Annotated in this window: 20 protein-coding genes; 9 read left to right on the forward strand and 11 right to left on the reverse strand. The window is 71.6% G+C overall.

The genetic code is table 11. From position 1 onward, the window contains the following. Positions 1-9: 9 nt before the first annotated feature. Genes ACIBVL_RS07765 through ACIBVL_RS07775 form a run of 3 tightly spaced genes read right to left on the reverse strand, consistent with a single transcriptional unit; the run spans position 10 to position 3,576 of the window. Positions 10-999, reverse strand: a complete 990-nt coding sequence (locus tag ACIBVL_RS07765; protein ID WP_399093501.1) for an ABC transporter permease — start codon at positions 997-999, stop codon at positions 10-12. Then, positions 992-2,062 carry an ABC transporter permease gene (locus ACIBVL_RS07770; protein ID WP_399093503.1) on the reverse strand — a complete coding sequence of 357 codons (1,071 nt, stop codon included), beginning with the start codon at positions 2,060-2,062 and terminating at the stop codon, positions 992-994. Before ACIBVL_RS07770 ends, ACIBVL_RS07765 begins: the two co-directional genes overlap by 8 nt. Then, the gene (locus ACIBVL_RS07775; protein ID WP_399093506.1) at positions 2,059-3,576 is read right to left on the reverse strand and encodes a sugar ABC transporter ATP-binding protein; all 1,518 of its coding nucleotides are present in this window, start codon (positions 3,574-3,576) and stop codon (positions 2,059-2,061) included. The genes ACIBVL_RS07770 and ACIBVL_RS07775 overlap by 4 nt, the downstream gene beginning before the upstream one ends. 275 nt (positions 3,577-3,851) lie before the next feature. On the opposite strand from ACIBVL_RS07775, the gene rhaI reads away from it, so the two are divergent. From rhaI to ACIBVL_RS07805, 6 genes are all read left to right on the forward strand, one after another. Further along, positions 3,852-5,012 (forward strand): L-rhamnose isomerase, encoded by a 1,161-nt coding sequence (gene rhaI / locus ACIBVL_RS07780; RefSeq protein WP_399093509.1) that lies wholly within the window; start codon positions 3,852-3,854, stop codon positions 5,010-5,012. A gap of 131 nt (positions 5,013-5,143) precedes the next feature. After that, positions 5,144-7,183, forward strand: coding sequence for a bifunctional aldolase/short-chain dehydrogenase (locus ACIBVL_RS07785; protein ID WP_399093512.1), 2,040 nt, complete (start codon positions 5,144-5,146; stop codon positions 7,181-7,183). A 5-nt stretch (positions 7,184-7,188) separates the two neighbouring features. Beyond that, a complete protein-coding gene (locus ACIBVL_RS07790; protein WP_399093515.1) occupies positions 7,189-8,625 on the forward strand; it encodes a rhamnulokinase family protein in 1,437 nt (478 codons plus the stop codon). A 73-nt stretch (positions 8,626-8,698) separates the two neighbouring features. Next, positions 8,699-9,478: a (Fe-S)-binding protein gene (locus ACIBVL_RS07795; RefSeq protein ID WP_399093518.1), complete on the forward strand. Its 780-nt coding sequence runs from the start codon at positions 8,699-8,701 to the stop codon at positions 9,476-9,478. Beyond that, entirely contained in the window at positions 9,475-10,953 is a 1,479-nt protein-coding gene (locus tag ACIBVL_RS07800) for a LutB/LldF family L-lactate oxidation iron-sulfur protein (protein WP_399093521.1), read from the forward strand. The genes ACIBVL_RS07795 and ACIBVL_RS07800 overlap by 4 nt, the downstream gene beginning before the upstream one ends. Beyond that, positions 10,950-11,591: a lactate utilization protein C gene (locus ACIBVL_RS07805; RefSeq protein WP_399093524.1), complete on the forward strand. Its 642-nt coding sequence runs from the start codon at positions 10,950-10,952 to the stop codon at positions 11,589-11,591. The genes ACIBVL_RS07800 and ACIBVL_RS07805 overlap by 4 nt, the downstream gene beginning before the upstream one ends. Positions 11,592-11,598: 7 nt before the next feature. Here the strand turns inward: ACIBVL_RS07805 and ACIBVL_RS07810 are convergent, their stop codons facing one another. The 3 genes from ACIBVL_RS07810 to ACIBVL_RS07820 form a co-directional block, all read right to left on the reverse strand. Further along, the gene (locus tag ACIBVL_RS07810; protein ID WP_399093527.1) at positions 11,599-13,137 is read right to left on the reverse strand and encodes an FAD-dependent oxidoreductase; all 1,539 of its coding nucleotides are present in this window, start codon (positions 13,135-13,137) and stop codon (positions 11,599-11,601) included. 61 nt (positions 13,138-13,198) lie between these two features. Beyond that, the gene (locus ACIBVL_RS07815; RefSeq protein ID WP_399093530.1) at positions 13,199-13,618 is read right to left on the reverse strand and encodes a CBS domain-containing protein; all 420 of its coding nucleotides are present in this window, start codon (positions 13,616-13,618) and stop codon (positions 13,199-13,201) included. Between the two features lie 85 nt (positions 13,619-13,703). After that, complete coding sequence (locus tag ACIBVL_RS07820) at positions 13,704-14,282, reverse strand: hypothetical protein (protein ID WP_399093533.1); 579 nt, start codon at positions 14,280-14,282, stop codon at positions 13,704-13,706. A gap of 110 nt (positions 14,283-14,392) precedes the next feature. On the opposite strand from ACIBVL_RS07820, the gene ACIBVL_RS07825 reads away from it, so the two are divergent. Beyond that, a complete protein-coding gene (locus ACIBVL_RS07825) occupies positions 14,393-15,250 on the forward strand; it encodes an AAA family ATPase (RefSeq protein ID WP_399093536.1) in 858 nt (285 codons plus the stop codon). After that, positions 15,247-16,599: a VWA domain-containing protein gene (locus ACIBVL_RS07830; protein ID WP_399093539.1), complete on the forward strand. Its 1,353-nt coding sequence runs from the start codon at positions 15,247-15,249 to the stop codon at positions 16,597-16,599. The genes ACIBVL_RS07825 and ACIBVL_RS07830 overlap by 4 nt, the downstream gene beginning before the upstream one ends. A 10-nt stretch (positions 16,600-16,609) precedes the next feature. Here ACIBVL_RS07830 and ACIBVL_RS07835 read toward each other — a convergent pair whose 3' ends face one another. The 3 genes from ACIBVL_RS07835 to ACIBVL_RS07845 form a co-directional block, all read right to left on the reverse strand. Next, the gene (locus ACIBVL_RS07835; RefSeq protein WP_399093542.1) at positions 16,610-16,975 is read right to left on the reverse strand and encodes a cupin domain-containing protein; all 366 of its coding nucleotides are present in this window, start codon (positions 16,973-16,975) and stop codon (positions 16,610-16,612) included. 138 nt (positions 16,976-17,113) lie between these two features. After that, complete coding sequence (locus ACIBVL_RS07840; protein ID WP_399093545.1) at positions 17,114-18,091, reverse strand: threo-3-hydroxy-L-aspartate ammonia-lyase; 978 nt, start codon at positions 18,089-18,091, stop codon at positions 17,114-17,116. Beyond that, positions 18,088-18,762: a transcriptional regulator gene (locus tag ACIBVL_RS07845; protein WP_399093548.1), complete on the reverse strand. Its 675-nt coding sequence runs from the start codon at positions 18,760-18,762 to the stop codon at positions 18,088-18,090. Before ACIBVL_RS07845 ends, ACIBVL_RS07840 begins: the two co-directional genes overlap by 4 nt. A gap of 172 nt (positions 18,763-18,934) precedes the next feature. Here ACIBVL_RS07845 and ACIBVL_RS07850 point away from each other — a divergent pair, with 172 nt between their 5' ends. Then, positions 18,935-19,753 (forward strand): SAM-dependent methyltransferase, encoded by an 819-nt coding sequence (locus ACIBVL_RS07850; RefSeq protein WP_399093551.1) that lies wholly within the window; start codon positions 18,935-18,937, stop codon positions 19,751-19,753. A 24-nt stretch (positions 19,754-19,777) separates the two neighbouring features. Here the strand turns inward: ACIBVL_RS07850 and ACIBVL_RS07855 are convergent, their stop codons facing one another. Together ACIBVL_RS07855 and ACIBVL_RS07860 are read right to left on the reverse strand one after the other, a co-directional pair. After that, positions 19,778-20,692, reverse strand: coding sequence for a helix-turn-helix domain-containing protein (locus ACIBVL_RS07855; protein WP_399093554.1), 915 nt, complete (start codon positions 20,690-20,692; stop codon positions 19,778-19,780). 164 nt (positions 20,693-20,856) lie between these two features. Further along, a complete protein-coding gene (locus ACIBVL_RS07860; RefSeq protein ID WP_399093557.1) occupies positions 20,857-21,078 on the reverse strand; it encodes a DUF397 domain-containing protein in 222 nt (73 codons plus the stop codon). Positions 21,079-21,184: the final 106 nt, after the last annotated feature.

Genomic DNA, 21,184 nt, shown 5'->3' on the forward strand with positions numbered 1-21,184 from the left:
GAGGCGGAGTTACGACGTCGGTGTCGAGGCGGCTCGGCGGCCCGCCCTCGCGACGGAGATCTGGCGTGCGACCCGGGGGCCGAGCACGGAGACGACGAGCAGGACGCCGGTGACGACGATCTGCGACTGGGCGGAGACGTTCAGCAGGCTCATCACGTTCTGCAGCGCGCCCAGGAGGAACACCCCCGCGATCGCACCGCCCAACGTGCCCTTGCCGCCGTCGAAGTCGATCCCACCGAGCAACACGGCGGCGACGACGGACAGTTCGAGCCCGGTGGCGTTGTCATAGCGAGCGCTGGCGTAGTGCAGCGCCCAGAAGATCCCGGTCAGCGAGGCCATCAGCCCCGTCACCGTGAACAGGATCAGCTTCTGCCGCTTGACGCGGATGCCGGCGAATCGCGCCGCCTCCTCGCTGGCGCCGGTCGCGAAGAGCGAGCGCCCGAACGGGGTGGCGTGCAGGACGACCACCGCGATCGCGAGCAGGACCAGGAAGGGCAGGAAGGCCTGGGGGAGGAAGCTGTTCCCGACCCGCCCGGCCGCGAAGTCCAGGTACTGGGAGGGGAAGTCGGTCACCGCGTCGGAGCCCAGCACGATCTGTGCGATGCCCCGGTAGGCGGCGAGGGTGCCGATGGTGACGGCGAGCGAGGGCAGCCCGAGGCGGGTCACCAGCAGGCCGTTGACCAGCCCGCAGACGACACCGAGCAGCAGGCAGATCGGGATGATCGTCTCGATGGTCATGCCCTGGTTCCACAGGGCGCCCATCACGGCGCCGGACAGCCCGGCCGTGGAGGCGACCGAGAGGTCGATCTCGCCGGAGACCACCAACAGGGTCATCGGCAGGGCGATCAGCGCGATCGGCAGGGTGTTGCCGATCAGGAAGGACAGGTTCAGCGCGTTGCCGAAGCCGTCCACGAAGGAGAAGGAGAACAGCAGCAGGACGATCAGGAGAGCGCTGACAACGGTGTCCCAGCGGATCGCGCGGGCCAGGGACTCAGGCACGGGCCTCCCCCTTCTCTACGGCCGGCTTCACGGACGCCGACTTCTTCTTCAGGGCGGCCGCCACCCGCAGGGCCACGATCCGGTCGACCGCGATCGCGAGCAGGAGCAGGACGCCGTTGATGGCGAGCACCCAGACCGAGCTGACGCCGAGGGCGGGCAGCACGCTGTTGATGGACGTCAGCAGGAGCGCGCCGAGCGCGGCGCCGTAGACGCTGCCGGAGCCGCCGGTGAAGACGACACCGCCGACCACGACCGCGCTGACGACGGTGAGTTCGTAGCCGTTGCCGGTCCCGGAGTCGACGTTGCCGAACCGGGCCAGGTACATCGCGCCGGCGAGGCCGGCGAGGCCGCCGCAGAAGGTGTACGCGGCCAGGATCCGCTTGCGCACCGGGATACCGGCCAGACGCGCGGCCTCCGGGTTGGAGCCGAGGGCGTAGAGCTCGCGGCCGCTGCCGAAGTGCTTGAGGTAGTAGGCGGTGGCGACCAGGACGGCGAGGGCGATCAGCGCCAGCCACGGGACGGCCGAGATACCGCCGGAGCCGAAGTCCACGAAGCCGCCGGGGAGGTCGGCGGCCGTGATCTGCCGGGAGCCGACCCAGATGGAGTCGATGCCCCGGATGATGTACAGGGTGCCGAGGGTGACGACGAGGGCGGGCACCTGGCCGAGGCTGACCAGCAGGCCGTTGAGGAGCCCGAAGCCGATGCCGAGCAGGACGGCCAGCACGATCGCGATCACCGGGTTGCCGCCGCCGTGCAGATAGGTACCGGCGGCGAAGGCGGTGATGCCGAGGGTCGAGCCGACCGACAGGTCGACGTTGCGGGTGATGACGACCAGCGACTGGCCGGTGGCGACCAGGACCAGGATGGTCGCGTTCAGCAGCAGGTCCTTGATGCCCTGCTCGGAGAGGAACTCGCTGTTGCCGGCCTGGGTGACGGCGATCATCACCAGGAAGACGACCAGGATGGCGAGTTCGCGCATCTTGAAGACACGGTCGACGAGCCGGGTGCCACTGGACTTGGGCACCTCGGCGACGGGGGCCTGTTCAGGAGTGGTCACCGTCATGCGGCGGCCCTCCCCGTGGCTGCGGCCATCACGGTTTCCTCGGTGGCGTCGGAGCGGGGGATCTCGGCGGTGAGCCGGCCCTCGTGCATCACCAGCACGCGGTCGGCCATGCCGAGGATCTCGGGCAGGTCGGAGGAGATCATCAGAACGGCGACCCCGTCGGCGGCCAGCTCGCTCAGCAGCCGGTGCACCTCGGCCTTGGTACCGACGTCGATGCCTCGGGTCGGCTCGTCGACGATCAGCACCTTGGGGGCGGTGGCCAGCCACTTGGCGAGGACGACCTTCTGCTGGTTGCCGCCGGAGAGGGTGTTGACGGTGTCGGCGATCCGGGCGTACTTCACCTGGAGCTTGACCGCCCAGTCGAGGGAGCGGCTGCGCTCGGCGCCCCGGTCCATCAGGCCGGCCTTGACGGTCGTACGGAGTCCGGTCAGGCCGATGTTGCGCTCGATGGACATGTCCATCACCAGGCCCTGGGCGCGCCGGTCCTCCGGCACCAGGGCGAGGCCCGCGGCCATCGCGGTGGAGGGGGCGCCGTTGGTGAGGGCGCGGCCGTCGACCGTGACCTCACCGGCGTCCCAGCGGTCGATGCCGAACACCGCCCGGGCGACCTCGGTGCGCCCCGCGCCGACCAGGCCGGCCAGGCCGACGATCTCGCCGCGCCGGACGTCGAAGGAGACGTCGGTGAAGACCCCCTCCCGGGTCAGCCGGCGGACGCTGAGCGCGACCTCGCCGGGCTCGACCTCCTGCTTGGGGTAGAGCTCGTCGAGGTCGCGGCCGACCATACGGCGGACCAGGTCGTCCTCGGTCATGCCGTCGAGGGGTTCGCTGGCGATCCAGGCGCCGTCGCGCAGGGTCGTCACCCGCCGGCAGATCTCGAAGATCTCCTCGAGGCGGTGGGAGATGAACAGGACGGCCGCGCCCTGGTCGCGCAGGGTGCGCACGACCCCGAAGAGGCGGGCGACCTCGCTGCCGGTGAGGGCGGCGGTGGGCTCGTCCATGATCAGGACGCGGGCGTCGAAGGAGAGCGCCTTGGCGATCTCGACGATCTGCTGGTCGGCGATGGACAGGCCGCGCGCCGGGCGGTCGGGGTCGAGGTCGACACCGAGCCGCGCCATCAGGGCCGCGGTCGCCGCGTGGGTGGCCTTGTGGTCGATCCGGCCGAGGGCGCGCCGGGGCTGGCGGCCCATGAAGATGTTCTCGGCGATCGAAAGGTCGGGGAAGAGCGTGGGTTCCTGGTAGATCACGGCGATGCCGGCGTCGCGGGCGTCGCCGGGGCCGTGGAAGACGACGGGCTCGCCGTCGAGCAGCACCCGGCCGGCGTCCGGTCGGTGCACCCCCGCGAGGGTCTTGATCAAGGTCGACTTGCCCGCGCCGTTCTCCCCGGCGAGGGCGTGCACCTCGCCGGGGAACAGCTCCAGGGAGACGCCCCGCAGGGCGCGTACGGCGCCGAAGGACTTGGCGACGTCCTGCAGCGCCAGCACCGGGGCGGGTCCCGTGTCGGACGGGTGGGTCATGGGTGGCTCCTCGACGACGTCCGCGGACGGTGCCCGTCGCAGGGCCGTCACGACGTCGTGAAAGGTTTCAACTGGATTGCCGGGACGTTAGGCAGGCCAGGCATGTCACGTCAATGGGTCCGTCTCGAAAAGTTTTCGATAGACGAAGGTCACGCGGCGGTCACGGAAACGGCATGCGGTCCAAGGGGTTGACACTCCCATCACAGGCTCATAGCTTCCCGTCTTGAATCGTTTCATCCGGACGTGGTTCCGGACCGATGTCACAGGAGCCCGAAGTGACCGACCTCGCCGCGGTGAAGGCCGCGCTGAAGACCCAGGCCGTCGAGACGCCGTCGTGGGCGTACGGGAACTCGGGGACCCGCTTCAAGGTGTTCGCCCAGCAGGGCGTGCCCCGCACCCCGCAGGAGAAGCTGGACGACGCGGCGCAGGTCCACGCGGTCACCGGCGTGGCGCCGAGCGTGGCGCTGCACATCCCCTGGGACAAGGTGGAGGACTACTCCGCACTTGCGAAACATGCCGAGGACCGGGGGGTGCGGCTGGGGACGATCAACTCCAACACCTTCCAGGACGACGCGTACAAACTGGGCAGCATCTGCCACCCGGACGCGGCGGTGCGGCGGAAGGCCGTCGATCATCTGTTGGAGTGCGTCGACATCATGGATGCGACGGGATCCGGTGATCTGAAGCTGTGGTTCGCGGACGGCACGAACTATCCGGGTCAGGACGATGTGCGGGCGCGGCAGGACCGGCTGGCCGAGGGGCTGACCGAGGTGTACGCGCGGCTGGGGGACGGGCAGCGGATGCTGCTGGAGTACAAGTTCTTCGAGCCGGCCTTCTACACGACCGACGTGCCGGACTGGGGGACGGCCTACGCGCACTGTCTGAAGCTCGGACCGAAGGCGCAGGTCGTGGTGGACACCGGGCATCACGCGCCGGGGACCAACATCGAGTTCATCGTGGCCACGCTGCTGCGCGAGGGGAAGCTCGGGGGGTTCGACTTCAACTCGCGGTTCTACGCCGATGACGACCTGATGGTGGGGGCGGCGGATCCGTTCCAGCTCTTCCGGATCATGTACGAGGTCGTGCGTGGCGGTGGGTTCGGCTCCGAGGTGGCGTTCATGCTGGATCAGTGCCACAACATCGAGGCCAAGATTCCGGCGATCATCCGTTCGGTGATGAACGTGCAGGAGGCGACGGCGAAGGCGCTGCTCGTCGACCGGACCGCGTTGAGCGCCGCTCAGGCGTCCGGTGACGTGCTGGAGGCCAATGCGGTGCTGATGGACGCGTACAACACGGATGTGCGGCCGTTGCTTCGTGAGGTGCGGGAGGAGATGGGGTTGGACCCCGACCCGATCGCCGCTTACCGGGGGTCCGGGTGGGCCGAGAAGATCGTCGCCGAGCGGGTGGGCGGGGAGCAGGCGGGGTGGGGCGCGTAAGCCTCTGCCCGGATCCGTCCCGTCGCGGGGTGCGGGCCGCACGTGGCTGGTCGCGCCCACGCGGCGGGGCCGCACGTCGATACGGCCCCGCGGCCCTGGAAGACCTCCACTCACGTAAGGACTGAACGTTCATGTCATTGCATCCCGAAGCCGCCGCCCTCCTCGCCCGGTCCCACCGGCTCGGCTCCGATGCCCGGAACACCAACTACGCCGGCGGGAACGCGTCCGCCAAGGGCACCGACATCGACCCCGTCACCGGTGGGGACGTGGAGCTGATGTGGGTGAAGGGGTCCGGTGGTGACCTCGGGACGCTGACCGAGGCAGGGCTGGCCGTGTTGCGGCTGGATCGGTTGCGGGGGCTCGTCGAGGTGTATCCGGGGGTCGAGCGCGAGGACGAGATGGTCGCCGCGTTCGACTACTGCCTGCACGGGAAGGGCGGGGCGGCGCCGTCCATCGACACCGCCATGCACGGGCTCGTCGACGCCGCCCACGTGGATCATCTGCACCCGGATTCCGGGATCGCGCTCGCCTGCGCGGCCGACGGGGAGAAGCTGACCGCCGAGTGTTTCGGGGACAGTGTGGCCTGGGTGCCGTGGCGCCGGCCCGGGTTCCAGCTGGGGCTGGACATCGCCGCGATCAAGGAGGCCAATCCGCAGGCCATCGGTGTGATCCTGGGCGGGCACGGGATCACCGCCTGGGGCGCGACCGCCGAGGAGTGCGAGCGCAACTCGCTGCACATCATCCGGACCGCGGAGCGGTTCCTCGCGGAGCGGGGGAAGGCCGAACCCTTCGGGTCGGTCATCGAGGGGTACGGGGCGCTGCCCGAGGCCGAGCGGCGGGAGCGGGCCGCCGCGCTCGCGCCGTACGTCCGGGCGATCGCCTCGCAGGACCGGCCGCAGGTCGGGCACTTCAACGACTCCGAGGCCGTTCTCGACTTCGTGGCCCGGGCCGAGCATCCGCGGCTCGCCGCACTCGGTACGTCCTGCCCGGACCACTTCCTGCGGACCAAGGTGCGGCCGCTGGTCCTCGATCTCCCGCCGACCGCTCCGCTGGAGGACGCGGTGGCGCGGCTCAAGGAGCTGCACGCCGCGTACCGGGAGGAGTACGCCGCCTACTACCAGCGGCACGCCGAGGCCGACTCCCCCGCCATGCGCGGCGCCGACCCGGCCGTCGTGCTCGTGCCGGGGGTGGGCATGTTCTCCTTCGGCAAGGACAAGCAGACCGCCCGGGTCGCCGGCGAGTTCTATGTCAACGCCATCAACGTGATGCGCGGGGCCGAGGCCGTGTCGTCGTACGCGCCGATCGAGGAGCGGGAGAAGTTCCGCATCGAGTACTGGGCGCTCGAGGAGGCCAAGCTCCAGCGGATGCCCAGGCCGAAGGCGCTGGCCACCCGGGTGGCGCTGGTGACCGGGGCCGGCAGTGGGATCGGGAGGGCCATCGCCCACCGGCTGGTCGCCGAGGGCGCCTGTGTGGTCGTCGCCGATCTGAACGGCGAGAACGCCACCGCCGTCGCCGAGGAGCTGGGCGGGGCCGACAAGGCCGTCGCCGTGGCCGTCGACGTGACGTCGGAGGAACAGATCGCCGAGGCCTTCGAGGCCGCCCTCCTCGCCTTCGGCGGGGTCGACCTCGTCGTCAACAACGCGGGGATCTCCATCTCCAAGCCCCTGCTGGAGACCTCGGCGCGCGACTGGGATCTGCAGCACGACATCATGGCCCGGGGCTCCTTCCTCGTCTCCCGGGAGGCCGCCCGGGTGATGATCGCGCAGGGGCTGGGCGGGGACATCGTCTACATCGCGTCGAAGAACGCGGTGTTCGCGGGGCCGAACAACATCGCCTACTCCGCAACCAAGGCCGACCAGGCCCACCAGGTGCGGCTGCTGGCCGCCGAGCTCGGTGAGCACGGGATCCGGGTCAACGGTGTCAATCCGGACGGTGTGGTGCGCGGGTCGGGCATCTTCGCGGGCGGCTGGGGTGCTCAGCGCGCGGCCGTGTACGGCGTCGAGGAGGAGAAGCTGGGCGAGTTCTACGCGCAGCGGACCATCCTCAAGCGGGAGGTGCTGCCCGAGCACGTCGCGAACGCGGTGTTCGCGCTGACCGGCGGGGAGCTGACCCACACCACCGGGCTGCATGTGCCCGTCGACGCGGGTGTGGCGGCCGCTTTCCTCCGGTGACGGCCGTGCGGTCGTACGCCGCGGTCGACCTCGGCGCGTCCAGCGGGCGCGTCATGGTCGGCCGGGTCGGGCCCGACACGCTGGAACTGGACGAGGCCCACCGGTTCGTGAATCGTCCCGTGCGGGTGCCGGAGGGGCTGCGCTGGGACATCCTCTCCCTCTACGCCGGCGTGCTGGACGGGCTGCGGGCGGCCGGTCGGGTCGACTCCGTCGGCATCGACAGCTGGGCCGTGGACTACGGCCTCCTCGACGCCGACGGGACCCTGCTCGGCAACCCGGTGCACTACCGGGACGCGCGGACCGACGGTGTGGCGGAGAAGGTGTGGGCGACGGTGCCGGCGGCCGAGCTGTACGCGGCGACCGGCATCCAGTACGCGCCCTTCAACACCCTGTACCAGCTCGCCGCGGCTCTTGGGACGCGCCAGCTTTCCCACGCCGCACGGCTGTTGCTCATCCCCGATCTGCTGACGTACTGGCTGACCGGCGAGCAGGGCACCGAGCTGACCAACGCCTCCACGACCCAGCTGATCGATCCCCGGACGCGCGACTGGTCGTACGGCCTCGCCGCGCGGCTCGGCGTCGACCTGGAGCTGTTCGCGCCACTGCGGCAGCCGGGTGATCCGGCCGGGGTGCTGCGGGCCGGGGTGCTGGAGGAGACGGGGCTGCGCGGGCCGGTGCCGGTGACGGCCGTCGGGTCGCACGACACGGCGTCCGCGGTGGCCGCCGTGCCGGCCACCGGTGAGCGGTTCGCGTACATCTGCACCGGCACCTGGTCCCTGGCGGGCCTCGAGCTGACGGCGCCCGTGCTCACCGAGGAGAGCCGCGCCGCCAACTTCACCAACGAGCTGGGGCTGGACGGCACGGTCCGCTATCTGCGCAACATCATGGGGCTGTGGCTGCTCCAGGAGTGCGTACGGGCCTGGGGCGACCCGGATCTGGGTGCTCTGTTGCGGGAGGCGGCCGCCGCTCCGGCGCTGCGGTCCGTCGTGGACGCGGGGGACGCCGCCTTCCTCGCACCGGGGCGGATGCCGGAGCGGATCGCCGAGGCGTGCCGGGCCACCGGGCAGCCGGTGCCCGGGACGCGCGGTGAGATCACGCGGTGCATTCTCGACTCGCTCGCGCTGGCCCACCGGCGCGCGGTCGAGGACGCCCAGCGACTCGCCGGCCATCCCGTCGATGTGGTGCACATCGTCGGGGGCGGCACCCGGAACGCGCTGCTCTGCCAGCTCACCGCCGATGCCTGCGGGCTGCCGGTGGTGGCCGGGCCCACGGAGGCGGCCGCGCTCGGCAACGTACTCGTTCAGGCCCGTGCGCACGGTCTGGTCGGCGACCGGTCCGACATGCGGCGACTGCTCGCCCGTACCCAGCCCCTGACGCGCTACGAGCCGCAGGGCGGTACGGGGCCCTGGCGGGAGGCACAGGCCCGGCTCGCCGCGCGGTGAGCCGGGGTCTCCCGCAGGGCCCCCTGCCGGGCTACCCTGCACACATCCGATGATCGACCCCCAAGGAGCCGCGATGCGTGTCGCACTGTTCCTGACCTGTGTCAACGACACGCTCTATCCGGACACCGGCCGCGCGGTGGTGAAACTGCTGACCAGACTGGGCGTCGAGATCGACTTCCCGATGGCCCAGACCTGCTGCGGACAGGCCCACTACAATACCGGCTACCGCCATGAGGCCGAGCCGCTCGCCCGGCATTTCTCCGATGTCTTCGGGGAGTACGAGGCGATCGTCACGCCGTCCGGGTCGTGCGGGGCGATGGTGCGGGAGCTGTATCCGCGCATGGGCGAGCGGGCGAGGGCGGAGGGGCGCGGGGACACGCTCGCCGCGACGCTCGCGCCCGTCGTCCCCAAGACGTACGAGCTCACCGAGTTCCTGGTGGACGTGCTCGGGGTGACGGACGTCGGTGCCTACTATCCGCACACGGTGACCTACCACCCGACCTGTCACGGACTGCGCGGTCTCGGGCTCGGGGACCGGCCGCTGCGGCTGCTGCGGGCGGTGAAGGGGCTGGAGCTGGTGGAACTGCCGGGGGCGGAGGAGTGCTGCGGCTTCGGCGGCACCTTCGCGCTGAAGAACCCCGACGTCTCGGCGGCGATGGGCGCGGACAAGGTGCGCAATGCCCAGGACACGGGCGCCGAGGTGCTGTGCGCGGCCGACAACTCGTGTCTGATGCACATCGGCGGCACGATGGCCCGGCTGAAGGCGGGCCTGCGGCCGGTGCACATCGCGGAGATCCTGGCGAGCACGCAGGACGAGCCGGCCGGTGCCGCCCCGCAGGGAGCCGCCGTATGAGCGGGACCTTCGTCGGGATGCCGGCCTTCCCGAAGGCGGCGCACGAGGCCGTCGGCAACCCGACGCTGCGCGGCAATCTGCGGCACGCCACGCACACCATCCGCGCCAAGCGGGCGAAGGCCGTCGCCGAGGTGTCCGACTGGGCGGCGCTCCGGGAGGCCGGCAAGCGGATCAAGGACCACACGCTCCGTCATCTGGATCGGTACCTGGTGCAGTTGGAGGAGTCCGTCACCGCGGCGGGCGGGACGGTGCACTGGGCCGCCGACGCCGAGGAGGCCAACCGGATCGTGGCCTACCTGGTGAAGGCGACGGGCGAGTCGGAGGTCGTCAAGGTCAAGTCGATGGCCACCCAGGAGATCGGGCTCAACGAGGCGCTCGAAGCGGAGGGCATCCGCGCGTACGAGACGGATCTCGCCGAGCTGATCGTGCAGTTGGGCCGGGACAGGCCCTCGCACATCCTCGTCCCGGCCATTCACCGCAACCGGGGTGAGATCCGGGACATCTTCCGCAGGGAGATGAGCGAGTGGGGGCGGCCGGCCCCGGAGGGCCTCACCGACACGCCCGCCGAGCTGGCGGAGGCGGCCCGGCTGCACCTGCGCGAGAAGTTCCTGCGCGCCAAGGTCGGCATCTCCGGCGCGAACTTCATGGTCGCCGAGACCGGCACCCTGGTGGTCGTCGAGTCCGAGGGCAACGGGCGGATGTGCCTGACCCTCCCCGAGACGCTGATCTCTGTCGTCGGCATCGAGAAGATCGTGCCGACCTGGAGTGATCTGGAGGTCTTCCTGCAGACCCTCCCCCGCTCCTCGACCGCCGAGCGCATGAACCCGTACACGTCGACGTGGACGGGCACGACGGAGGGCGACGGGCCGAGTACCTTCCATCTGGTGCTGCTGGACAACGGCCGCACCGACACCCTCGCCGACGAGGTCGGCCGCCAGGCCCTGCGCTGCATCCGCTGCTCGGCCTGTCTGAACGTGTGCCCGGTGTACGAGCGGGCCGGCGGGCACGCCTACGGCTCGGTCTACCCCGGCCCGATCGGCGCGATCCTCAGCCCCCAGCTGCGGGGCACGGGAAGCGAGATCGACGCCTCACTGCCGTATGCCTCGTCGCTGTGCGGGGCCTGCTACGACGTGTGTCCGGTCGCCATCGACATCCCGGAGGTGCTGGTGCATCTACGGGAACGGGTCGTCGAGGGCGGGCCGGTGACCCGGGAGGGCAACAAGGTGGTGCTGAAGCCGGCGAAGGGGCACGCGGCCGAGCGGGCCGCCATGCGCGCGGCGCGCTGGGCGTTCTCCCACCCCGGCGCCCTGCGCACCGGACAGCGGCTGGCGTCCCGGACGCGCCGCATTCACCCTCGTACCCTGCCGGGGCCGGGGAAGGCGTGGAGCGGGTCCCGGGAGCTCCCCGCGGTTCCGGCGGAGCCGTTCCGGGACTGGTGGCAGCGGACCCAGGGCGGCAAGGGGGGTGCCGAGTGAACAGCAGGGAGCGGATTCTGGGCCGGGTGCGGCGCGCGCTGGCCGACGTACCGAAGGACGACACGCCGTACGATCAGGCGTTCTCGCGCGACTACGTGCGGGAGCACGGGGAGCGGGGCGTCGAGGAGACGGTGGAGCTGCTGGCCGAGAACCTGGCGGACTACCGGGCGCACGTGCACCGCTGCCCGGAGGGTGAACTGCCCTCCTTGATCGGCCGGTTGCTCGCCGAACGCGGGGCGAAGTCGGTGGTCGTGCCGCCGGGTCTGGATCCGCGGTGGCTTTCGGCGACCGATGCCGACCGGATCGAGGACCTCGCCGGGAGCAGCCCCCACGAGCTGGACCGGGTCGACAGTGTGGTCACCGCGTGTGCGGTGGCGATCGCCGAGACCGGGACGATCGTGCTGGACGGCGGGCCGGACCAGGGCCGGCGCCGGATCACCCTCGTGCCCGACCACCATGTGTGCGTGGTGCGCGTTCCCGGGCAGGTCGTGTCGTCCGTGCCGCAGGCTCTCGAACGGCTGGACCCCGCCCGCCCGTTGACATGGATCTCGGGTCCGTCGGCGACCAGTGACATCGAACTGGACCGGGTGGAGGGGGTGCACGGCCCGCGCACGCTGGAGGTGATCCTGGTCGGCTGAGGGCGCCCTACAGGTCCCTCGGCTCCAGGGGATCGTTCGCCGGTCCCTGGACGACCCCTCCGTGGACGTCGAAGCGGGAGCCGTGGCACGGGCACTCCCAGGCGCGTTCGGCGCGGTTGAAGGCGACCAGGCAGCCCAGGTGGGTGCAGCGCGCGGAGAGGACGTGCAGTTTTCCGTCCTCGTCGCGGTGGACGGCGCAGCGTTCGCCGGAGACGCGGACGACCGCGCCGTCGCCGGGGGCGATGTCGTCCACCGACGGGCCGGACGGCGTGGGCAGCCGGTCGCCGACGAAGTGGCGGGCCACGTCGGCCTGGTGCTTGAGGAAGGCGGCGCCCTCACGGACGACGGAGGCGATCCGGCGGGGGTCGTACAGATCGCTCCAGGGGCTGGGGCGACCCGCGATCCGCTCGGCGATGAGGCAGCCGGCCATGATGCCGCTGCTGAGGCCCCAGCCGCCGAAGCCGGTGGCGACGTGGACGTTCTGGGTGCCCGGGTGGAGCGGGCCGACGAGGGGGACGGTGTCGGTGGACTCGTTGTCCTGGGTGGCCCAGCGGTGGGTCAAGGTCAGCTCACCGAAGTGGTCCGTCGCCCAGCCGAAGAGGCGCTCGAAGCGCTCCTCGACGTCGCCGCCCGTGCCGGGCGTGAAGTGCTCGCCGGTCACGACGAGCAGCCGGTGCCCGTCGCCCAGGGGCGCGGTGCGCAGGGAACGGGTGTTCCGTTCGGGGGTGATGTACATGCCGCGCGGGGCGTCGGTGGCGTCCAGGGGCGCGGCCACGACCAGCTCGCGGCGCGGGGAGAGCCGGGTGAAGAGCAGGGCGCGGTCGAAGACGGGGTAGTGGGTGGCGACGACCACGTGCCGGGCGGTCACCTGGGTCTCGGACGCGGGTGACCGGGCGGTGAGCACGCAGGGCTCGCCCTCGTGGAGGCGGGTGACCCGGGTGTGCTCGTGGATCGTGCCGCCGAGCCGCCGGATGCCGTCGGCGACGGCCAGCAGGTACTTGCGGGGGTGGAACTGGGCCTGGTCGGCGACCCGGACCGCGCCCGCGACGGGGAACCGCAGCTCCGTCTCGGTGACGAACTCGGCCGCGAGCCCGGCCTCCCGCGCCGCCTTCGCCTCGGCCCGCAGGTCATCGGCCCGGGCGGGGTCCTCGGCGTAGGTGTAGGCCGCGGTGTCCTCCCAGTCGCAGTCGACGCCGAGCAGGTCCGCGATCTCCGCGGCCCGGTGGATGGCGTCCGTCTGCGAGCGGGCGTAGAGCCGGGCGGCCTCGGGACCCCGGGTGCGGCGCAGCCGGTCGTAGACCAGGGTGTGCTGGGCGGTCAGCTTGGCGGTGGTGTGTCCGGTGACCGCGGCCGCGATCCGGTCGGCCTCCAGTACGGCCACGGAGCGGCCACGCCGGGCCACCTCCCACGCCGTGCTGAGCCCCGCGATGCCCGCGCCGACGACGGCGACGTCGACCGTGAGCGGCCCCTCCGGCGGGGGCTCGGGATCGCCGGGCGGAGCGCTGTGCAGCCAGTACGACCCGTGGAGATGCGCCTGCTCGTCCATGGGGGCCGAGTTCCCGTGTCCGGCCAGGCCACACGACGGACCTGGCCGGACACCGGGCGGCCTACTGGTTGCCCGGGGCGGCGCTGATGTCGCCGAGCGCCGAATCCGGGTCGCGTTCGATGGCCAGGTCGCCGAGGGAGACGATGCCGACCGGCCGGCCCTCCTCGACCACGGGGACGCGGCGGACGGCGTGCTCGCGCATCACCTGGACGACCAGGTCCAGCTCGTCGTCGGGGCCGACGGTGACCAGGTCGTCGCTGCAGGCCTCGGCCACGGTCGTCCGCTCGGGGTCCTCGCCCTCGGCCAGGGCGCGCACCACGAGGTCGCGGTCGCTGACCAGACCGCGCAGCCGGTCGTCGTCGGTGACCAGGACGACTCCGATGTCCTCGTCCCGCATACGACGGGCCACGTCCTTCACCGAGGCCTGCGGTTCCACGGTCACGGGAGGCGCGGTCATGATGTCGCGCACGTGCTGGGTCACGGCGTTCCTCCTTCCGGCTCCGGCGGTGCCCGTCACCGCCGCTCGGCGACCGGGTACCCACGCCTGGCGGCGGCAGACGACGAGGTCAGACGTACGTCATCGGGCAGCCGTACCGCAGGGAGTACTGGGCGGCGCGCAGGTAGACGGCCACGTAGAAGGCCGCGTCCGGGTCGTCGGTCCACGGGCCGGGAAGCGCCTCGGCGGCCCTGCGCGCCTCGTCCTCCATGAACCACAGGCTCAGTTCGAGGTTCGAGCCCGTGGCGGGAATCGCGTCCAGGGGCAGGCCGATGATCCCGGCCAGCCGCTCGGCCAGGGCGAGGACCTGGGGGGCCCCGGCGACCAGCGTCTCGTCGGTGTACGCGGAGCCGACGGGCAGCCGGATCTCCTCCCGCAGCGAGAGCGGAACCAGCACGGACCAGTCGAGCAGGGTGCCGCGCTCCGGGCCGGTCAGGTGGGCCCGGCACAAGGCGTCGAAGCCGTCCATCGAGGGGCTGATCTTCTCCTCGAACCAGCCCGGGAACTCCCGCTCCGTCTTCACCGGCCGGTACGGCGGCAGCCCGCGCCGCGCCAGCTCGGCGTCCAGCGCCGAGGCGATGTGCCCGTATCCGTCCTCCCCTCGCCCGGCCCAGTCCTTCGCGTCGACATTCACCAGATACACGCCCATGGATCGCAAGCTACCGTCCCCCACTGACAACATCGACAAGCGAGGTGAACAAGCGCTTAGATAGTGCCCCTGAAACCGAACCAACCCGCGATCGACCGTCGGAGGCCCCGTTGTTCACATCCGTCGACGAAGTCTCCGCCCGTCTCGCCGAGACCGGCTATCTGGCCTCCCCGGCCGTCGCCACGACCGTCTTCCTCGCCGACCGGCTGGGCAAGCCGCTGCTGGTGGAGGGCCCGGCCGGGGTGGGCAAGACGGAACTCGCCAAGGCCGTCGCGCAGGTGGCGGGGGCCCGGCTGGTGCGGTTGCAGTGCTACGAGGGCGTGGACGAGTCCCGGGCGCTGTACGAGTGGAACCACGCCAAGCAGCTGCTGCGCATCAGCGCGGGCCGTGACGAGACCTGGGACGAGACCCGCACGGACATCTTCAGCGAGGAGTTCCTGCTGCCGCGCCCGCTGCTGACCGCGATCCGCGGCGACGAGCCGACGGTGCTGCTGATCGACGAGACGGACAAGGCCGACGTCGAGGTGGAGGGTCTGCTGCTGGAGGTGCTGAGCGACTTCCAGGTGACCGTCCCGGAGCTGGGCACGATCACCGCGACCCGCCGCCCGTTCGTCGTCCTCACGTCCAACGCGAGCCGCGAGCTGTCGGAGGCGCTGCGCCGCCGCTGTCTGTTCCTGCACATCGGCTTCCCCGACGAGGAACTGGAGCGGCGGATCGTCCGGCTGAGGGTGCCCGGCCTCGACGCGGCGCTGGCCGAGTCCGTGGTCCGGGTGGTCGCCGCGCTGCGGGCGATGGACCTGCGCAAGGCGCCCTCGGTCGCCGAGACGGTCGACTGGGCACGCACCCTGCTCGCGCTCGGCGCCACCACCCTCGACGAGACCGTCGTACGCGCCAGTCTGGGCGTGATCCTCAAGCACCAGGACGACGTCCTGAAGGCCGGGGCCAAACTCGACCTGGACGCCGTGTGAGCGGCGACGCCGCCGAGCGGCTGACCAGGTTCGTGGCCGCGCTGCGCGCCCACGGCGTGCGGATCGGCACCGGCGAGACCGTGGACGCGGCCGAGGCGGTGGCGGTGCTCGGGTTCACGGACCGGGGACTGCTGCGCGAGGGCCTCGCCGCGACGCTGCTGCACACGACGGACCAACGGCGGCTGTTCGACACGGTCTTCGACCTGTACTTCCCGTACGGCGTCGGCGCGCCCGCGGGTGAGCCCGGCGGCCGCGAGGACCTGCGCGACCGGCTCGCGGAGGCGCTCGCCGACAACGACCGTGGCCTTCTTGGCCAGTTGGCGATCGAGGCGGTCGACGGGCTGGGCGGGTACGGGAGTTCACCGGGGGCGGACGGCTGGTCGTCGCACCAGACGCTCGAACGACTGCGCCCCCAGACGCTGTTGGCCCGGGTGCGGGACGACCTGCGACGGCGGGGCGGCGCGAACGGGTTCGCGGACCGGCTCCTGGAGGACGAGATCCGGCGGCGCATCGAGGCCTTCCGTGGCCTGGTGGCGGCGGAGGCCCGGCGGCGGGTGGCGGAGCGGCGGGGCCGGGACGAGATCGCCAGGCGGGCCGTGGCGCCCACCGCGGACCGGGTGGACTTCCTGTACGCGGGGCGGGACCGGCTGGCCGAACTGCGCCGCACCGTACAGCCGTTGGCGCGCAAGCTGGCCACCCGGCTGGCCGCGCGCCGCCGCCGTGCCGCGCGCGGCACGATCGATCTGCGGCGGACCCTGCGCGGCTCGCTGTCCACGGGCGGGGTTCCGATGCGGCCCGTGCTGCGGCGGCGGCGTCCGTCCCGGCCCGAACTGGTTCTGCTGTGCGACGTGTCGGGCTCGGTGTCCGGGTTCTCCGACTTCACCATGCTGCTGGTGCAGGCGCTGCACGACCAGTTCAGCAAGGTGCGGGTGTTCGCCTTCGTCAACCGGATCGACGAGGTGACGGGGCTGCTCCGGCACGGCGCGGCCGACCCGGAGGGGCTCGGTGCCCGCATCCAGGCCGAGGCGCGGCTGACGGGCCATCACGGAAGCAGCGACTACGGTGTCGCCCTGGGCGAGTTCGCGGAACGGTACGACGCCGCCGTGGGCCCTCGGACGACGGTGTTCGTGCTGGGGGACGCGCGGACCAACATGAGCGACCCCAACCTGCCGGCGGTCCGGGAGATCGCCGAACGGGCCCGCCTCGTCCACTGGTTGAACCCGGAGCCCCGCGCGCTGTGGGGGACGGGTGACTCGGCGGCGCCCGAGTACGCCGGGCTGGTCGCGATGCACGAGTGCCGCAACGTTCACCAACTCGGCGTACTGATCGGGCGGTTGCTTCCGGTGTGACCGGACCGGCCTACTCTTCCTTGGCCTTCGCGTACTCCTTGGCCATCGATCCGGCGAAGTCGTACACCACGCACTGCTCGTCCCCCACCACCCAGGCGTCGTGACCGGGCGACACCACGAAGACCTCGCCGGGGCCCACTTCGGTCTCTCCGCCCTCGTCCATGGTGATGTGCATGCGTCCCGAGACCACGTAGCCGTTGTGGTGGATCTGGCAGCTGTCGGTGCCCGCTATCGGCTTCACCGACTCCGTCCAGCGCCATCCGGGTTCGAACGTCCCTACCGCGAAGTCGAGCCCCGTCATGTGGACGGCCTCGAGGTGCCCGCGGGGGAAATCTCGCCGCTCGTCCGGCTTCTCGAGCGTCTTCACTTCCAGCATCGCGCTCCCTCCTTCCGGCCGCACCCACGCACGGCCGGGGCCGGTCTCCCCGGCGGCCCTGACGTCACCGGTGGGGGCCGCACCCCACGTCTCCATCGTCCGCCCCTCCACCAGGGGCCGCCATTCGGGGACGCGGCCTCAGACCCCGCCGCCGCACAGCTCGGCGAAGCGGCCGGTGTCGATGTTGCCGCCCGAGACGATCACACCGACGCGGCGGCCCGGGGAACCGACCCGGCCCGCGAGCAGGGCGGCCAGGGGGGTGGCTCCGCTGGGCTCCATGACGATCTTCAGCCGCTCGAAGGCGAACCGCATGGCGGCACGGATCTCGTCGTCGGACACCAGGGCGATCTCGTCGACGAGCCGCCGGTTCACCGAGAACGTCAGCTCGCCGGGGATGTGCAGGGCCTGGCCGTCGGCGATGGTGCGCGGCACCGGGATTTCCACCCGCCGGCCCGCCTCCAGTGACCGCTTGGTGTCGTCCCCCGCCTCCGGCTCCACGCCGACGATCCGGATGCCGGGCCGCAGCCCCTTGGCCGCCGTGGCGCTGCCCGCGATCAGCCCCCCTCCGCCGACCGGCACGAGAAGGGTGTCCAGTTCCCCCGTCTCTTCCAGGAGTTCGAGCGCGGCGGTGCCCTGGCCGGCCATGACGTGCGGGTGCTCGTAGGGCGGGATCAGCGTCAGGCCCCGCTCGGCGGCCAGGGCCTCGGCGATGGCCACCCGGTCGCCGGTGTAGCGGTCGTACGTCACGATCTCGGCGCCGTACCCCTCGGTCGCCGCCCGTTTGGAGCGCGGGGCGTCCTCGGGCATGACGATCACCGCCGTGGTGCCCAGTTCCCGCGCGGCGAGGGCGACCGCCTGGGCGTGGTTGCCGGAGGAGTACGCGGCGATGCCCCGGGCCAGCTGCCCAGGGGTCAGCCGGGAGGCCGCGTTGTAGGCGCCACGGAACTTGAAGGCGCCCACCCGCTGGAAGTTCTCGCACTTCAGAACCGTCTCGGCACCGACGGCCGCGTCCAGGGTGCGGGAGCGCAGTACGGGGGTGCGGTGGGCGACGCCCTTGAGCCGGGCGGCCGCGTCTCGGACGTCGTCGAGGGTGATCGGCGGGGATGCGGTGGTCACGGAGTGGCTCCCTCGGGGGTGTCGGTGGTCGTCGCCCTGGCCTGCGCGAGGTAGTTGTAGGCGGAGGCGCGGGAGATGCCGAGGCGGGCGGCTACCTGCTCGACGGCGCGCCGTACGGCGAACACGCCCCGCTCGTCCAGGCCGCGGAAGAACGCGAGCCGGCGGGCGCGGTCGAGTCCTGCCCAGGTCTGGTCCTGGCTCCGGAGATGGGCGTCGAGCAGGGCCTCCACGACGGAGTCGATGTCGTCGCCGAAGGTGGTCGTCACCGGCGGCTCCGTGGCCGGCCCGGCGAGGGCGCCGAGCAGATCGCGCACCCGGTCCATCTCGGTGACGTCCACGTTGACGCACAGCGCGCCGAACACCGCGCCCGCCGAGTCACGCAGCACCATCGTGGACGACTTCACCAGTCGGCCGGCGCCGGTGCGGGTGACGTAGTTCAGCTCGTCACGGGCGTCGTCGCCACGGGCGAGGACGCGTAGGCCGATCTCGCTCATCGCGCCGCCGACCGTCCGCCCGGTGACCGACCCGGCGACCGCCACCACGGACCTCTCCGGCCGCCGGTAGTCGTGCAGGACGACCTCGCACACCGGCCCGAAGGTCGCGGCGATGCCGTCGACGACAGGGGCGAGCGCCCGCAGGATCGCGTCCCTCTCGGCTTCCCTGGATCCCATGGCCACATTAGACCACGAGTCCAGATGCTGGACCAGAAGTCCAAGGCGGCTTCGTGCGCCGCCCCCTTCAGGGGAAGCGTCGATCAAGGGGTGGTGCCGCCAATTACGGCTTCCCTAGGATGTGTTGTCGACCGCGCCGGCACAGGGCACGGCGGGGAGCCTGGGGGAAGAGATGCAGCCTGGCAAGCAGCTGTCCACGGAGATCGACGCCACGGTTCCGACGGCCGCGCGCATGTACGACCACTATCTGGGCGGCAAGGACAACTACGCGGCCGACCGGGCCGCCTGCGAACAGCTCGACAAGGTGGTCCCGAGCACCCGCGCCCTCGCGCTGAACAACCGGCGCTTCCTGCAGCGCGTCGTGAAGACCCTGGCGCAGGACCACGGCATCCGGCAGTTCCTCGACCACGGCTCCGGCCTGCCCACCCAGGACAACGTCCACCAGGTCGCCCAGCGCATCGACCCCACGACCCACGTCGTCTATGTCGACAACGACCCCATGGTCCTCGTCCACGGCCGCGCCCTGCTGGAGCAGGACGAGCGCACCACGGTCATCCACGCCGACATGCGCGAGACCGAAGCGATCTTCACCCACCCCGACACCGAGCGGCTCATCGACTTCTCCCAGCCGGTGGCCGTGTTGTTCAACTCGGTCTTCCACTGCATCCCCGACAGCGACACCGACGGCCCCCTCGCCGTGGTCCGCCGGGTGTCCGAACGCCTCGCGCCCGGCAGCTGTCTGGTGATGTGTCAGCTCGTCAGCGAGGACCCGAAGGTGCGGGAGTTCGTCACCGACTTCATGGACCAGGCCACCCAGGGACACTGGGGCCGGGTACGCGAGGAGAAGGACGTCGCCGAGTGGTTCGAGGGGCTGGAGATCCTCGAACCGGGACTGGTGGAGGTCTCCACCTGGCGACCCGACACCGAGGTCGCACCCCGGCAACTCACCCAGGAGTGGATCGAGTTCGGCGGCGTGGGCCGCCTGGGCTGAGACCGACCGGACGGGCCCGGGCCGTCAGGCGTAGCGCTCCCGTATGGTCCCCTCTAGCATCGCCAGCGTCTCGCGCGGCTGGAGCGCCTGGTCGGCCAGCCGGTCCAGGGCGACCCGGTACTCCTCCGTCTCGTCCCGGTCCTCCAGGAAGGTGGCGCTCCTGATCTGCTCCAGATAGACGACGTCGGGCAGATCGGCGCCGCCGAAGCGCAGATAGGTGATCGGTATGGCCGGCGCCGAGGCGTGGGTGACGTCCAACGGCACGACCTGGACCGTCACATGGGGCAGCCGGGCCAGCTTCACGAGGTGCGCGAGCTGCTCGCGCATCACGTCGCGGCCGCCGAGGACGCGCAGCAGCACCGACTCGTCGAGGATCGCCCACACCCGCGGCGCGTCGGCGCGGTGCAGCAGATCGGTGCGCCGGGTCCGCAGTTCCACCCGGCGCTCCACCTCCCGGGCCGAGGCCGAGGGCAGCCCGCGTTCCACGACGGCACGGGTGTAGGCCGGGGTCTGCAGCAGGCCCGGCACGTACTGGATCTCGAACGTACGGATCGCGGTGGCCGCCTCCTGCAGTCCGACCAGCCGGTCGAACCACTCGGGCATCAGCCGCTTGTCGTACCGCTGCCACCAGCCCGGCTCCCCCGCCTGCCGCAACAGCTGCAGCAGCACGGAGGCCTCGTGGTCGTCCGCGCCGTAGAGCGACAGGAGCGCGCGGACATCACCCTCCGTCGGAGGGCGGCGCCCCTTGCCCGCCTCGATGCGCGACAGCTTCGCCGGGCTGAACCTGACGGCACGCGCGGCCTGGTCCTGGGCGAGGCCGGCGTCCTCCCGCATACCCGCGAGCTGGACCCCTACCAGCATTTTCAGCAAGGTCGGGGCGGGCTCCGCGCGGTTCAGATACGGTTCGAGGCGGGAGACTCGAGGTGACTCGGCAGGCATCCTGTGACTCCCCACGGACCGGCGGACGACAGCACCCATTATCGCATCCGACGGCCTACGACCGTATGGAGCACGCGAATTGAGCCGCGTGTCACGCGCCGGACGCCACCTCGGACCCCTCACGGCAGCCACCTGCACAGCAGGTGCCTTCACAGCAGGTGCCTTCACAGCAGGTGGTCGAACTCCCCGCCCTTCGCACCCGCCAGGAACGCCGCCACCTCGGCCGGCGTGTAGACCAGGGCCGGACCGTCGGGGTCACGGGAGTTGCGCAGCGCCACGCCCCCTCCGGCCAGCGCCGCGACCTCGACGCAGTTGCCCTCCGCGTTGCTGTGGCTGCTCTTGACCCAGCGGACGCCCAGCGAGCTCGCCCGCACTCCATTCGGCACGGATCCCGTTGCGGACCCCGGTACTGACGACACGGCAACTCTCCTCGTCTGTACGCGCGCAATTTCCCGTGAAATTGCACGAGGACATCGTCAGCGTGGATAATAG

It is taken from the genome of Streptomyces sp. NPDC049687 (genome assembly GCF_044465285.1).
Lineage (GTDB): Bacteria > Actinomycetota > Actinomycetes > Streptomycetales > Streptomycetaceae > Streptomyces.

Bases quoted from the DNA above. Each gene is read 5' to 3' on its own strand.
- ACIBVL_RS07770 (WP_399093503.1), bottom strand. From the start codon at position 2,062: ATGACGGTGACCACTCCTGAACAGGCCCCCGTCGCCGAGGTGCCCAAG.
- ACIBVL_RS07775 (WP_399093506.1), bottom strand. From the start codon at position 3,576: ATGACCCACCCGTCCGACACGGGACCCGCCCCGGTGCTGGCGCTGCAG.
- ACIBVL_RS07785 (WP_399093512.1), top strand. From the start codon at position 5,144: ATGTCATTGCATCCCGAAGCCGCCGCCCTCCTCGCCCGGTCCCACCGG.
- ACIBVL_RS07795 (WP_399093518.1), top strand. From the start codon at position 8,699: ATGCGTGTCGCACTGTTCCTGACCTGTGTCAACGACACGCTCTATCCG.
- ACIBVL_RS07800 (WP_399093521.1), top strand. From the start codon at position 9,475: ATGAGCGGGACCTTCGTCGGGATGCCGGCCTTCCCGAAGGCGGCGCAC.
- ACIBVL_RS07810 (WP_399093527.1), bottom strand. From the start codon at position 13,137: ATGGACGAGCAGGCGCATCTCCACGGGTCGTACTGGCTGCACAGCGCT.
- ACIBVL_RS07820 (WP_399093533.1), bottom strand. From the start codon at position 14,282: ATGGGCGTGTATCTGGTGAATGTCGACGCGAAGGACTGGGCCGGGCGA.
- ACIBVL_RS07835 (WP_399093542.1), bottom strand. From the start codon at position 16,975: ATGCTGGAAGTGAAGACGCTCGAGAAGCCGGACGAGCGGCGAGATTTC.
- ACIBVL_RS07845 (WP_399093548.1), bottom strand. From the start codon at position 18,762: ATGGGATCCAGGGAAGCCGAGAGGGACGCGATCCTGCGGGCGCTCGCC.
- ACIBVL_RS07850 (WP_399093551.1), top strand. From the start codon at position 18,935: ATGCAGCCTGGCAAGCAGCTGTCCACGGAGATCGACGCCACGGTTCCG.
- ACIBVL_RS07855 (WP_399093554.1), bottom strand. From the start codon at position 20,692: ATGCCTGCCGAGTCACCTCGAGTCTCCCGCCTCGAACCGTATCTGAAC.